General features: G+C 55.1%; 7 protein-coding genes. 5 read left to right on the forward strand and 2 right to left on the reverse strand.

The window, feature by feature from the left end:
* Window positions 1–751: 751 nt before the first annotated feature.
* From carA to DES29_RS00410, 3 genes are all read left to right on the forward strand, one after another.
* On the forward strand, window positions 752–1,936 hold the full coding sequence (gene carA, locus DES29_RS00400; protein WP_005430247.1) for a glutamine-hydrolyzing carbamoyl-phosphate synthase small subunit: 1,185 nt from the start codon (window positions 752–754) through the stop codon (window positions 1,934–1,936).
* 51 nt (window positions 1,937–1,987) lie between these two features.
* Window positions 1,988–5,233 carry a carbamoyl-phosphate synthase large subunit gene (gene carB, locus DES29_RS00405; RefSeq protein ID WP_016474177.1) on the forward strand — a complete coding sequence of 1,082 codons (3,246 nt, stop codon included), beginning with the start codon at window positions 1,988–1,990 and terminating at the stop codon, window positions 5,231–5,233.
* 267 nt (window positions 5,234–5,500) lie between these two features.
* A complete protein-coding gene (locus tag DES29_RS00410; RefSeq protein ID WP_236578963.1) occupies window positions 5,501–8,581 on the forward strand; it encodes a DEAD/DEAH box helicase in 3,081 nt (1,026 codons plus the stop codon).
* A 120-nt stretch (window positions 8,582–8,701) separates the two neighbouring features.
* Here the strand turns inward: DES29_RS00410 and DES29_RS00415 are convergent, their stop codons facing one another.
* Both DES29_RS00415 and DES29_RS00420 read right to left on the reverse strand, forming a co-directional pair.
* Window positions 8,702–10,198, reverse strand: coding sequence for a lyase family protein (locus DES29_RS00415; protein WP_113854277.1), 1,497 nt, complete (start codon window positions 10,196–10,198; stop codon window positions 8,702–8,704).
* 437 nt (window positions 10,199–10,635) lie between these two features.
* Window positions 10,636–11,400 (reverse strand): hypothetical protein, encoded by a 765-nt coding sequence (locus DES29_RS00420; RefSeq protein ID WP_016474180.1) that lies wholly within the window; start codon window positions 11,398–11,400, stop codon window positions 10,636–10,638.
* Between the two features lie 148 nt (window positions 11,401–11,548).
* Between DES29_RS00420 and DES29_RS00425 the strand changes: the two genes are divergently transcribed.
* Together DES29_RS00425 and DES29_RS00430 are read left to right on the forward strand one after the other, a co-directional pair.
* Window positions 11,549–12,409, forward strand: coding sequence for a DUF4261 domain-containing protein (locus DES29_RS00425; RefSeq protein ID WP_016474181.1), 861 nt, complete (start codon window positions 11,549–11,551; stop codon window positions 12,407–12,409).
* Between the two features lie 34 nt (window positions 12,410–12,443).
* Complete coding sequence (locus DES29_RS00430; RefSeq protein ID WP_021995152.1) at window positions 12,444–15,017, forward strand: tetratricopeptide repeat protein; 2,574 nt, start codon at window positions 12,444–12,446, stop codon at window positions 15,015–15,017.

Genomic DNA, 15,017 nt, shown 5'->3' on the forward strand with positions numbered 1-15,017 from the left:
CTTGTGCGGGCCGGTTCTGTTCGCTCGGTGCTCTGTTTGAGCATGAGGCGCTCCAGAGGGTTCCAACCCTGCCGCTGACTTTGCGGACTTTGACCAGACGGATAAGTCAGGTTTTCAAAGTTTCGTTAGGTTTCTGGCTCGTCTCGAACGGTGCAGATCAAGGCTAAAAAGGCCGGAGCATCGCAAAAGGGTGCGTCGGCCTTCTTTTTTTGAATTCGAGTCAGTATTGAAAGGCAAAAAAATAGGTGCCGAAAGGCTTTTCAGACGGTGTTTTCGAACCTGCTGCAGCGCCTGTTTTCTGGCCGACCAACGTTGAAAAAGAAGCGAATCGAACAACCAAATCACTTGAATTTCAACCAATTGGTCGACAAATGATCGACACATTGAGAGTGGTTGATAAGGTCGGGGTTGGGGAAGGTAATTTACCTAGATGAGCAGAGGCGAGCGCAAACAGGTCATGGATAGACTTTCCGCCGTACTGCGGTCGGAGTGTGCTTGCAGCCACGCATCATTGGTGCCTAAGAGACACTTTTCGGTGCATGCCGGTTTCTTTCAGACTCTGTTTATCCCTTTCCGAAAAAAATGGATGGCGGATACAGACCGGGAGGAGCATTCGAAAGCGGCCTTGAGGACTGAACTTATTGCGGTCCTCGAACCAGCCTTCGAATGCACCTCTCCCCAAGCTTTGATTTACCGATCTCGCTCAGCCGCAGCATCAAGAAACAGAACACAAAACGGAAGGGTATCCATCGTGGCACTTATTGCGAAAACTCGACCTCAAGCGGCGCTCGTACTGGCCGACGGCACGGTCTTTCAGGGTGAAAGTACCGGTGCGGCAGGTCTTACGGTTGGCGAAGTTGTCTTCAACACCTCGATGACGGGTTATCAGGAAATCCTCACGGATCCCTCCTACACGGGCCAGCTCGTGACGCTTACCTGCGCGCACATCGGCAATGTCGGCGTTAATCCCGAGGACATGGAAAGCAATGCCATTCACGCAGCGGGTTTGATTGTCAAGGCGGCTGCTGATGTGCCGAGCAATTGGCGCGCTCGTCAAAGTCTCCCGGAAGCTTTGAAGGATGCCGGCGTGAAGGCGATCTGCGGCATTGATACGCGTGCGCTGACCATTCATCTGCGTACGACCGGTGCTCAGGCCGGCGCGATCATCGCCAAGCAGATGGGTGATGAGCTCACCGATGAGGATCTGCAGCAGGCGCTTGAAGCTGCCCGCAGCTGGGGCTCAATGGCCGGCCAGGATCTGGCAAAGACCGTTACGACCGATCATGTCTATGACTGGACGGACGGCAGCTGGGAGCCTTCGCGCGAGGGCGAGCCTGCCGGGTTCCGCCGCGCAGCGGTTTTCCCGTATCACGTCGTTGCCTATGACTTCGGCATCAAGACCAATATCCTGCGCCTCCTTGCGGATCGCGGCATCCGTGTGACGGTCGTGCCGGCTCAGACGCCCTTTGAAGAAGCGATGAAGCATCAGCCCGACGGCATCTTCCTTTCGAACGGTCCCGGCGATCCTGCGCCTTGCACATACGCCATTGAGGTGGCGCAGAAGGCCATCGCGGCCAAGCTGCCGCTTTTCGGCATCTGCCTCGGTCATCAAATCATGGGGCTCGCCGTCGGTGCGAAGACCCTCAAGATGAAGTTCGGCCATCACGGCGCCAATCACCCGGTGGAAAACGTTGAAACGAAGCGTGTCTACATCACGAGCCAGAACCACGGTTTTGCGGTGGATGCCGATACACTGCCGGCCAATGCCCGTGCCACGCACCGCTCCCTCTTTGACGGCAGTCTGCAGGGCTTTGAGCTCATTGGACAGCCCGCATTCTGCTTCCAGGGGCATCCGGAAGCGAGTCCCGGTCCGCACGATATTGATGTGCTCTTCGAAAAGTTTGCGAAGAGCCTCGCCGGCCGCCGTGCCGGCTGATGGGCCCAGCGAAGTCGACAAAGCACAGAACAAACGAACTAGAAGCGAATCATGGCGAAGCGTACAGACATTCAATCTATTCTTATCATCGGTGCCGGTCCGATCATCATCGGTCAGGCATGTGAATTCGACTATTCGGGCGTGCAGGCCTGCCGCGTGCTGCGCGAAGAGGGGTATCGCGTTATTCTCGTGAACTCCAACCCCGCAACCATCATGACCGATCCGAAGACGGCGGATGCGACCTACATCGAACCGATCACTTGGGAAACGGTGGCGCGCATCATCGAAAAAGAACGTCCGGATGCGATCCTGCCGACGATGGGCGGCCAGACGGCGCTCAACTGCGCAATGGATCTCGTTCACCACGGCGTCCTCCGCCGCTGGGGAGTTGAACTGATCGGCGCCACTCCGGAAGCCATCGACAAAGCCGAAGACCGCGAACGCTTCAAGAAGCTGATGACCGAAATCGGTCTTGAAAGCGCGCGCTCGGGTGCTGCTCATACGCTCGAAGAAGCATTTGCTATTCAGAAGACCGTCGGTTTCCCGGCGGTGATCCGTCCGAGCTTTACGTTGGGCGGTACGGGCGGCGGCATTGCCTACAACATGGACGAGTTCCTGGAGATCGTTTCGCGCGGTCTTGAATTGTCGCCCACCTCGGAAGTGCTCATTGAAGAGTCGCTTCTCGGCTGGAAGGAGTACGAGATGGAGGTGGTCCGCGACAAGGCGGACAACTGCATCATCGTCTGCTCGATCGAAAATTTGGATCCGATGGGCGTTCATACCGGCGACTCCATTACGGTCGCCCCCGCACAGACGCTCACCGACAAGGAATATCAGGCGATGCGCGATGCCTCGATGGCGGTGCTTCGTGCGATCGGCGTGGATACGGGCGGTTCGAACGTCCAGTTTGCGGTTAATCCGCAAAACGGCCGCATGATCGTCATCGAAATGAATCCTCGTGTTTCGCGTTCGTCTGCTCTGGCCTCAAAGGCTACGGGCTTCCCGATTGCGAAGATCGCAGCGAAGCTCGCCGTGGGATATACGCTTGACGAACTGAAGAACGAAATGACGGGCGGAAAGACCCCGGCGTCGTTTGAGCCTGCCATTGACTACGTGGTCACCAAGGTGCCGCGCTTTGCTTTCGAGAAATTCCCCGCTGCCGACGATCGCCTCACCACGCAGATGAAGTCGGTGGGCGAAGTCATGGCTATCGGCCGTACGTTCGAAGAATCTCTGCAGAAGGCGCTCCGCGGTCTCGAAACCGGCAAGTGCGGTCTGGATCCCATTACTACCGACCGTTCGAAGATTCTGTGCGAAATTGCCGAACCCGGACCGGAACGCATTTTCTATGTGGCCGACGGCTTCCGCATCGGCATGACGGTGGAAGAAATCTTCGAGCTTTCAAAGATTGATCCCTGGTTCCTGCGCCAAATTGACGACCTCGTGAAAGTGGAAGCGTCTATTGCCGGCCACAATCTCAATGAACTCGATGTCGACGACTTCTGGGCATTGAAGAGCCGCGGGTTCTCCGACAAACGCATCGCCAAGCTGCTGGCAGACTGCCACGAAAATGAAGTGCGTGAAGCTCGCCGAGTGCTCGGCGTCGAACCCGTTTATAAGCGGGTGGATACCTGCGCAGCGGAATTTGCCACCACCACGGCGTACCTCTATTCAACCTTTGAACGAAGCCGCATCAGCGAAGCTGATCCTACCGACAAGAAAAAGGTGATCGTGCTGGGCGGCGGTCCCAACCGCATTGGTCAGGGCATTGAATTCGACTACTGCTGCGTGCATGCTTCCATGGCGCTTCACGAGGACGGGTGGGAGTCGATCATGGTGAACTGCAATCCGGAAACGGTCTCCACCGACTACGACACTTCCGATCGTCTCTATTTCGAACCGGTGACGCTCGAAGACGTGCTCGCCATTTGTGAAATTGAGAAGCCCCAGGGCGTGATTGTGCAGTACGGCGGTCAGACGCCGCTCAAAATCTGCCGTGCACTCGAAGCCCACGGCGTGCCCATCATCGGCACAACGCCCGACGCGATTGACTGCGCGGAAGACCGCGAACGCTTCCAGAAGCTCATCAATCAGCTCGGTCTGCTGCAGCCGCCCAACCGTATTGCGCACACGGAAGAAGAAGCGCTTGCCAAGGCCGAAGAAATCGGTTACCCGATTGTCGTTCGTCCGAGCTACGTTCTCGGCGGCCGTGCGATGGAAATCGTGCATACGCCCGAGCGCCTCGTCAAATACATGCGCGAGGCTGTGAAGGTAAGCCCGGAAGAACCGGTGCTCCTCGACCGGTTCCTCGACGATGCGGTTGAAATGGACGTTGATGCGGTCTGCGACGGAGACGTCGTAGCTGTTGCCGGCGTCATGGAGCATATTGAACAAGCCGGCGTGCACTCCGGCGATTCGGCCTGTTCGTTGCCGCCCTACAGTCTGGCGCCGTCGCTCGTTGCGGAAATTCGCCGCGAAACCCGCGAACTCGCCAAGGCGCTCAAAGTGGTCGGCCTCATGAACGTGCAGTTTGCCGTTAAGAATGCCCACACCGAAGAACCTGTGGTGTACGTGCTGGAAGTGAATCCCCGCGCTTCGCGTACCGTGCCGTTTGTTTCCAAAGCAACGGGCCACCAGCTCGCCAAGATCGCCGTGCGCTGCATGGTTGGCGACAAGATCGCCGATCAGGGACTGACGGTTGAAGAGCTCGAGAAGGCGCCGAAGTACTTCTCCGTCAAGGAAGCGGTCTTCCCGTTTGCGAAGTTCATGGGGGTCGACCCGGTTCTCGGGCCGGAAATGCGCTCCACGGGCGAAGTGATGGGCATCGGCAGCGACTTCGGCGAAGCGCTTCGCAAGAGTCAGCTTGCCGCGGCCTCTAAGCTGCCGTCTTCGGGGCTGTGCTTCCTCTCTGTGCGCGACAGCGATAAGCCCAAGGTGACGATCGCAGCCCACGAACTTCATCACGCCGGCTTCAAACTGATTGCCACAGCAGGTACGGCCAGAGTCATTCAAGCGGCCGGCATTCCCTGCCGCAGCGTGAGCCGTGTGCATGAAGGCCGCCCCAACGTCATTGACCTCATCAAGAATAAGGAGATCAACCTTGTCGTGATGTCGGTGGCCGAGCATGAGCACGAACTCGACGACGCCCGTGCCATTCGGCAGGTCTGCCTCGCCGAGCAGACGACGTATTACACAACAATGGCCGGCGGCCTGGCCGCTGCCGAAGGTATCCGCCGCAGCGAACTCTCCGAAAAGGTTCGTGATCTGCAGCATCTTCAGGCCGGCGTAGTGGATTAATACGTATATCTGAATCGAGCCCAACAAGCAAAGCCGCCGCAGCGCCTGACACAGGTGCTTCGGCGGCTTTTGCTATTGATGAAGGGCGCTTTGAGCGTGATGTCCGCGTAGATCACCTGACCAGCCGCTCTGTTTTTGAGGGATGCGGAGAAGAAACAACGGGGTTGTCGCCATTGATTCCTAAAGGGAAAAGGCATTGGCGCACCGCAGGGGTGTCGTTCGGCTGCTATGCTGCTTCGTATTCATCCCATTTGGTCGTATGCTGCCATGAACTTCGAAACTTTCCCTTCAGCTGCTCATAGGGATAAAGACGGCTTATTCCTCGAGAATTCTTCGGAAAATTTCCAAAAGAGTCTGGCTACTTCATTTGCCGATGCGGCTATTCCTTCGGAAGCCGGACTGCGGACAACCCTTCTCGCCAACGATCCGATTCGTCATTTAAAAATACTGACGGCGATTGACGATGAGCTTAGCCATGCTAGCTCCTTTTCTATCAGCGTTGCCTTTATCACGAAGTCCGGCATTGCGCCGCTCCTTCTGACGCTGCAGCGTCTTGCGGCCAAGGGTGTGCATGGGCGCATTCTCACGACCGATTATCTCTATTTCACTGAACCCGGCGCATTGCGGCAGCTCCTGGCACTGCCCAATTTAGAGGTCCGAATTTTTCGCACGCAGGGGGCGACAGGGTTTCACACCAAAGGCTATATCTTTCACAGCTCCAATAATCTTCTGCGGATCATCATCGGCAGTTCCAATTTGACGCTCTCGGCGCTCACGACCAACCGCGAATGGAATACGCGCATCGTTGCCTGCGAAAGAGGTGAGTTCGCTCAGTCGATCCTCGCCGAATTTGATTCTCTTTGGTCCGATGCCGCATCCCGCGATGCAGCGCTGGAAATGGAAGCGTATGAGCGGGAATATCGTCAGCTCGGCGCTGCTCAGCTCGAAGCCCGCAAGGCGGCGGTCAATGCTCAGCCAACGATTAAGCCGGGCTGCGCGGAGCCCAATTCCATGCAGCAGGCTTTTCTCGCTCGGCTTAAAGCACTCAGAAGCAATGGGGCTGAGCGCGCACTGCTGATTTCCGCTACCGGTACGGGCAAAACCTTTGCAGCCGCCTTTGCGGTGCGCGATGCCATCGCTCAATTTCAGCGTACCCATTCAGCAGACGCTCCGGCAGAGCGAGAAAGCCGACATTCGCAGCGCTTCCGCATGCTCTTCATTGTTCACCGAGAGCAAATTGCGCGGCAGGCTTTGAAGAGTTTCCGCATTGTTTTGGGAGATGCCGCTGGTTCCTTCGGGCTGCTTTCCGGAAATGAAAAAGCGTCGGGATGCGACTTTGTGTTTGCCACGATGCAGACGCTTGCCAAGACCGCGGTGCTCCAGGCGTTTCCTAAAGATGCCTTTGCCTTCATCATCATTGATGAAGCGCACCGAGCAGGTGCGAAGAGCTATCAGTGCATCATGAATTGGTTCAAACCAGCCTTCTGGCTCGGGATGACGGGCAGTCCGGAGCGAACGGACGGCTTTGAGATTTTCGACCTCTTTGACCATGTCATCGCGCATGAGATTCGTCTTTCCGAAGCCCTTGAAGAGAATCTCTTAACGCCCTTTCATTACTTTGGGCTCTCTGCCGGAACGGAAGACGAGACGGGCAAAGGAGCAGGTCAGCTGCCGGATTTCACAAATCCGAATTGGCCTGAGCGCATCGAGCACGTTATCCATCAGGCGGAGTATTTCGGCTCCTGCGGTGACCGCGTGAAAGGCTTAATTTTTGCGGGCAGTCTCGAAGAAGCTCGCGCCGTTGCAGCCGCTTTCACGAGTGCAGGGCATCCGGCGATTGCGCTTGACGGTCAAACCACTCAGGACGAGCGCGAAGCAGCGATTGAGCGGCTCACGCACGGCATGGGCCCCAAACGGCTCGAATATATTGCTACGGTGGATATTTTTAACGAAGGAGTGGATATCCCTGAGGTCAACCAAATTCTGATGCTGCGCCGCACGGAAAGTGCAATTGTGTTTGTGCAGCAGCTCGGCCGCGGGCTGCGCCGTGCCGCCGACAAGGAATATGTGATTGTGCTCGACTTTATCGGAAACTATGAGAAAAACTATCTCATTGCGACCGCGCTTTCGGATGATCGCTCGTATTCGAAAGAAAAGCTCCGCCGCTTCGTGACGACGGGGGCTGAGCGCATTCCGGGGGCTTCCTCCATCCACTTTGACGAGGTGGCCCGCAGCCGTATTTATCGGGCAATTGACAGCGCGTCCCTGAATTCCGATCCACTGCTTCTGGATGCCTACAAACTTCTGAAATATAAGCTTGGGCGGATACCCGAGCTCGCTGATTTTGAGGAACATGCGTCCATCGATGCTTCCAAGTTCCTGCTGCGGAAAGGGTTGTCCTACTACGATTTTTTGGTTAAACATGAACCCGACTATTCAGAACATTTGTCGGATGCCGCAGTCAAGCGTTTGAGATGGTGCTCGAACCGTTTGGGGTCGGCGCTCAGGCCGTCGGAAGCTTTGGTGCTGCAGGCTGTGCTTGAGGGGCAGTCCGACCTGCGTGCGGCGCTGATCGAAAAACTCAGTGCGGAACCCTACAACTTCACAGCCTCGCCGGCGCATCTGCGCAATGTGGAATGCGTGATGACTGCGAAGTTTGAGCGTAAGACCGATGACGTCGAGCGAAATGCCGGCTGTGAAGTGATTGAAGCGTTCGATGATGTCGAAGACGGAAAGCGGGTGCGCCGCTGGCGGGCAGATCCGCAGTTCGTCTGCTCTCTTGCGGATGAACCGTCTTTTCGCCGGCGTTTGGAGTCGCTCACCGATTTTGTGCTCAATCGCTGCCGCGCACGCGCAAATCATCGCTGGGAGGACACATTTTTGCTGCTCGGGTCGACCTACACCTATGATGATGTCTGTCTGCTGCTCGATTGGGACCGCAATAAAACGTCCATTATCGGCGGCTATTTCTACGATGAGCAAACGCAGACCTTCCCCATATTCATCAATTACGAGAAGCAGGCCGGCGCGATTGCTTATGCCGATCGTTTTATTTCGCCGGCAGAACTGATCTCGCTCTCTAAGGGCAATCGACAGATTGATTCGAAGGATGCTCAGCGCATGACGCAAAAAGGTCAGTACGCCTCGATTCGAATACTCTTATTTGTACGCCGCAGCAAGAGCGACAATGAAGCCAAGGCGTTTTATTTCCTTGGCGCAATGCACGCTGCCGCAGCGCCGCAGCCCGTTCGCCTTGCCAATGGCAAATCGGCGTTTGAGATGCACTGGCGTTTGGAAACGCCCGTGGAAGAGGGGCTTTACGAGTATCTCACCGGACGCAGAGGCTAAAGCGGGTCACACGCCCATCTGCAAACTCCCGGCGAAGCGCCCCTCATTGGGGGCGTTATCTCTCCGGGAGGTGCAAAACGTCCAGCTGAATGCGGGAGGAACCCGCATTCAGGATGTCGGTTATTTCTGCTCGATGAGTTTCTGGAAGTCCGCATCGAGCTTAGCGAGACTCTGATCAATGTGCCGGCGGTTTTGCTTCGTCCACTCGCGCTGCTCGGCAATCGCGGCATCTGCGGCTGACAGTGCTTTAGTCAGCTCTGCGGGCTGAGGACCGCCTTCAGTCTTGCGGTTGGCAACAATCGCGGTGGGATTGAGGGTGTCGCGGAACTCTTGTTCGCTCATTGGGCAGACTGGATTCCCTTGCGGATATTCACTCTTGATGACCTCTGCATAGATCTTCTTGACCTGTTCATACGGGAAGTTGGTGGGCGACAGGTTGTTGTTTCGGGCATAGGTGACGATATGGCTCGCTACATGATGACCCACGCGGAATGGGAGCTTATATTCGCGCATTAAAACGTCCGCAACTTCCTGAGAAGCTGTCCAGTCGCTGTTGAGCTCTTCAAGCGCACGCTCAGGATTCACGCGCAGCGCCTTGATAACGCGCGTGAACTGCTTCAAAAGCGCGGAGGTATCGTTGGCGAGTTTGGCATTGGCCGAAACGCTCTTGGGGTCACTCATTCCGGGCGGGATGTTGTGGGCCTTGAGGATGACTGTCTGCGCCTGACCGATTACATCGCTCGCGGCAGCTCTCGTGTTGATCATCAAGCCGGGATTGCGCTTTTGCGGCATCGCAGAGGAAACATAGGTGTTGTCTCCGCCTTCCTGCAGCAGGATCCAGGGACGGGGCTGCGCATACTGAACGGAAACATCCTGAATGAAAGTGCCCACGTGCAGTGCAATGCTCGTTGCAATGGCTGCCAGTTCGACGGGTTCATCCACGGACTTCATCTGACCGGCATCGTAGGCATTGGGTACAGGTCCGGCGAAACCCAGATAATCGGCCATGCGCTGACGATCCAGCGGCCAGCTCGTCCCGTTCAGAACGGTGGTGCCCATCGCACAGTAATTGAGGCGCTGATAAAAGTTGCGGATTTTTTCCAGATCGCGCGAGAAGGCTGCTTGATAGCCCATGAGGTAGTGCGCATAAGAATTGGGCTGAGCCGCTACGCCGTTGGTGTAGTTCGGAACGATCGTTGCCTGATTGTTTTTGGCGAGCGTATTCAAAACTTCCATTGCGTTGGTGAGCGTCTCTGAAAGCTTGAGCGTATTGTCACGAATGATGGCCGTTCGGTAGGTGGCATGCATGTCCTGACTGGAGCGGCCGATATGCAGCATGGTTGCATCCATGCCGACTTCCTTAATGAGGTAAGGCTCATACTTGATGACCTGCTTGGGCCGAGGACCGTTTTCTTTATTGCCGTTGGTGATGACGGCAGAGATTCCCTTGGCAATGCGCTCACCCATTGTCTTCTCAAGCAGGCCTTCTTCGGTATTAATGATGCAGCTTGCTTTATTGATTTCAGAAAGCCAGAAAAATTCATCTCGCGGCTGATCTGCTTGAGCAAAAATGGGAAGCAGCGCGGCGGCTGCAGCTCCAAGAATCCATTTTTTCATCCAAAACTCCTTTTTTTGGAAATTTATTCCCTGCGTCGAATGCGGGAAGCTGTGTCAGCGTTTAATAGGCATGATTAACGCGGCACAATGACCGTATTTTATGATGGGGATGAGGAGCTGTGTATTTGAAATATAAAGAATTTTATGACTACTTAATCTTGTTTATCAATATATTGCATTGAAAACAATATATATCGTGTTGAACAAAATAAGTTTGCACGATAAGCAAAATAAGTCTCTATTTAGAATCGATTAAAGATAAACATATGGCTGCGGCTGAGCCATATCTTATGGGCTCTGAAAGAGTCAGGAAGGCATCAAGAAAATGATTCAAAGCCTCTTTGATCGTGTTTTCTGCTCAACGGCCCCCGCACAGTCTGAATGACAAGATGTTTTCAAACTATAAATGCCTTAAAAGACACTGGATCAGAGAGGCGTCATGCTGTTTTTTTAAGCGTCAGGGCCAGAACAACGCCCTGAGCAGCGAGCGCAGCGGCTATTGCGGCCGCATAAGCGATAAGCAGTCGATCCTCAGCCGCCAGTGCCCATACGACGAGATTGAAGACCAGACCGCTGTACATGCCGAGCATCAGCCCGTGCATGGCTCGGCGGGCATTATCCGGGCCGCCTTGGATTTGGGAGAAAACCGCCATGGTGAGCGCCATGTACGGAAAAGTTGATGCGATGCCTGAGGCGGTAGGGCCGATATAGGGCGCCAGGAAGGTGATGGCAATCATCAGCACCATCATCATGCCCATGCGCATCAGGAGATCATGTTTCGGCGGACGGCGTTTCACGGCTGCGCTGTGAGGAACGGGCATGATCCAAAGCGAAAGGACGATGGCGGCCGCAGCGGAGACTGCCAGCGTCACAGCAGAGATCGGAAGCTCGGCTGCGATCCAAGAGGCTAAAACATAGAGCGCCACGCTTAAAAAAGAAGCTTTAAGCCATCCTTTAGGGCAGACTGCCGCATAGACACAGGTGAAGACAGCAAGAGCAACGGTTCCAGCCAGTGCGCCTCTGGCTGTTTCAACGGCAAATCCGGCACCGTTTTCGATGGCCAGAAAAACAGAAATGGGTCCGGAGATCAGCGGCAGTCCAATGAGAATCCCGCCCAAAACCGTTCCCCAGCGCCGAGCAGCCAATGTGGCCAGCGCAAGCAGAAGCGGTGCAGCGATAAGCTTGATGAGGAAAATAATCATGACAACGGCGCAGACCGCGATAGTCAAATGTGAAGAAAACCATTATCAATCGATTTGAGGCCGCAGGAAATTATTTGGGCTGCGCTTTTGGGGCAGACTGTCGACATTGAAGTCTCTTCATAAAGAGATTGGGGCGCGGCATGAGAAAATGACAGAAAGCAGCGTAAGCCTCTCCACTAACCGCCATGGTGTGCCTATGTGTGATTCGATCAGCAATGGTGCCGCGAGATCTTCGCCCCGCAGCATTTTCCTCTCTTTTGTCCTTCTTAAGGATGCGGCATGGTGTGCGTCAGCTTTCGCGAAGCGCTTCCGCCGAGAGTGGGACGATTCGATTGAGCTCGAAGACGATGCTTCTTCGTCGACATCATGCTTCATCGTTGACGACGTGCCGGTTTTTATACGCTTGATTCCTGCACCGATTCCTGATAATGAGGCGCTCGGTGCGGCAGAAGACAATTTCCTTTGGCGAGGAGATAAAAGTTTAGTGGCGCACCATCGTGCGCACTTGATTGTGACTGCGCCTCTGCCCGGGAAAAGGGCCGGCAGGGCATTTGCGAAGGTTTGTGCGTCGCTCTCAGGAGAGGCTTCCTCTGTCGGCATCTATATCAATGGAGTGGTGCATCAGCCCGAAACATACCGTGATTTTGCCCAATGTATGAAAGACGGCGCATTTCCAACGCTTTGCCTCGTGTGGGTCTCTGTCGTGCGCCTTGAATCGGGCAGCTTCGCAGCTTGGACGGAAGGTCTTGAAGCCCTTGGCCGAATGGAAATGGAAGTTCCGGCAGCGGATATTGACCCCATGGAGCTCTTTTTCTTCCTTGCCGATACAGCGGATTATGTGTCTGAAAACGAAGTGGACTTTCAGGACGGCGAAACGGTGAGCTATACCGCCGGACAAAAATTGCCGCTCGAGAGAAGTCCAGGTATCTTTTTAAAGGGACGTGACACCTGGAAGATTCGGTTCCAGCCCAATGAATTGCTCGCCCATGAGGATGAGGCTCACGCGTGAGGCGGTTCGCAGCACGCATGAGAGGAGAATTGTGATGACGCCGCGCGGAATTATTTTTTCGGATGAAGATCGAGCCAAACTGGCTGCCTTCGACTCGGGCAATGAAATTCGGCCTGGGCGAATTCTGGCTGAAATCGATGCCATCATAGATCGAGGCATCATGGAAGGGCGCTTCACGCGCGAAGCGGCTGATCAAGATCTCGAGTGTGCATTGATGCGCGCGCATGCCTGCCTTAATCTGCACCAATATGAAGACTGCATCCGCGCTCTCAGCATTCTTCGGCGAGCTGAAGCTTCGGCTGCCGGCTGCGGAATCTTCTTTTATCGTCTTTGTGCAGTGTGGCTTCATCTGGGGAAAATTGAAGAGGCGCATCAATGTGCGGAGCGTGCCCTGCGAGAAGAGCCGACATATCCATGGGGATGGCTGGAAGCAGCAAAACTGCGGGCGCATTTCGGCGATGCGGAAGGTGCGCTCAAAGCGATCGAGACCGGTCTCGCACTGGTGCCCGGTGATCCGGAGTTCCTCACAGCACGCCGTGAGATTGAGTCGGGGAGCGACATTCTTCAGCTCTCCAATCACCTGATTGATCCGGATGCGGATGAAGCGCTGCAGCGAAACCAGATGCCCTCTGATGAGCTTCTCGTCTATACCCGCTTTAACAACTGCATTCTCGCTAAGCCCGATGGTTTGGAGGCGGTTTTTGCGCTCTTTAACTTCAGTGACTGGCAGCCTGCGGATCCTCCTGAAGTGCCTTTTTGTACGGGCACCTCTTCTGCGGCTGGGTTTCCGCTGGTCTTTCGGTTCTTAATGAATGTTCCGGCGCTTTCACACGTCTCTGTTGGATGGCTCGGCGATTTAATCCGTGTTGTTCCGCAGCTGCTTAAGGACCATGACATATCTGCGTCTGACGTGGTCTGCATTAACGTGCGGCAAAACGAGGAGATCGGACTGCTCATCAGAGGCGAGGACGGCAAACCCGACGAAGCCGGGGAGGTGTGTTTCCGCATCCGGCAAACTGCAGTGCATATGGGAGATAGTGCGCCGGCGGATGAAGAGACTGAGGACTATACGGCAGAAGAAGAAGCGCTCATCCCAAAGATCAGGATTTGGAATGAGTCGAATGAATACCAAACCATCATTGATGCAGTCGAAGCTCTGCCGGCAGCGAAGAGAACGCTTCGTTTAACAAGTGAATTGGCTCGGGCCTACAACAATCTGGCTCAGCCCGGTGAGGATGCTTTATTTCTTCATGCCCTGGAACTCCTCAAATCGTGCCGCGCCGAGCAAGAAAATACGCATGAATGGAACTTCCGTACGGCCTATGCGCTGTTTTATCTGGATCGCGAAGGGGAGTCCATCCCATATTGGGAGCGAGCTTTGGAATATAGGTCCGGCGACGAAGACACCATCAAAATGCTGGATGCTGCAAGGCGTGCTGTAACCATTCCCATCTTCCGCAGGTGTTTCAATGAACGTGCCGCTCAATTTTGGGATGCTTTCAGCGAGGCGGATGCCGAGCTGCGGGCTTTAATCGCAAGCGGAAATCCTGCTGATGCGCTTGAGCGGATTGTGAAGATGCTCAAGTCAATATCGGAAGGCTGGGGGATCGGTTTCTCGTCCCCGACAGACGCTGCCGGTCACTTTTTGCTCGAATTGTCGCCCCAGCACGACTATGTGCAGATTTTGCCGATCCTGAAGCTTCTGGATGCTGCCCCCATTGCTCTGGGAGCACATTGGGAGTTTGCTGCCGGCCTCAGACCGAAACCGGCAGCCGTCGAACTCAAATTTAATAAGGGATTGCTCTTTGACTGCAGAGAAATTCGCTGCCGTCTCGTTAAAGAAGAGAACGCTTGGGTGCTGCAGTTTTTTGCGGAGTCGCTGCGCGGATTGGATGAGGAAGAGAGTGCCCCGGTCTTCGAGCAGCTGACGCTCTTGATTGACCATTTAATCGGCGAAGCGGCATCCATGCGGTTTATCCGCAATCTGACGATTCTGCGCAAGCCGCCCGAAGACGGAGGGTTCCTGCTTTCAGAACTGCCTGAACGCATTGCAGCGCTGGAGCCTCGGGCAAAGAACTATACCCATCGCGACATCGCTGATGAACGGCTCGATTATTGGCTTAAGCCTGAGAAAGAGGCCGAAATCAATTTTGATATCCGCTTTGGATGGACTGCCGCTCCCTATTTCATCAATAGTTACCGTTCTGGTGAATCTGAGGTTGTTGATGAGCTTCATCGGCAGGGCATTGCGGTTGGATTCTTCTTTTTCGAACGTGCAGCAGCGGTTTCTCCGGAAGCTGCCGAAGCGCTGGATCGAACGATCATTGCGGATTTCCGAGGCATGCTTTCCGAGACGGCACCCGGAGCAGCATCGGTTGTCGGTGAGGCTTTCTCTGAGAGACGCTGCTATGTGGAGGTGATGCTCTGGGATTCTGACCGTGTTTTTGAAGCCGTCCAAAATTGGAGCAGTCAGGCGTCAAATGTCAGAGCGGCTGCTTTCCGCTCCTATCGGCGGCCGGCCGGCATTCTTTTCTTCAAATCAGCAGATCGTTCAAAGAATGCGTCGGATGCCGGCGATATTGCCGATGAGGCCGATGAGGTCAGCTAG

Origin of the sequence: Sutterella wadsworthensis (assembly GCF_003315195.1) — a bacterium.
Taxonomy (GTDB): domain Bacteria; phylum Pseudomonadota; class Gammaproteobacteria; order Burkholderiales; family Burkholderiaceae_F; genus Sutterella; species Sutterella wadsworthensis.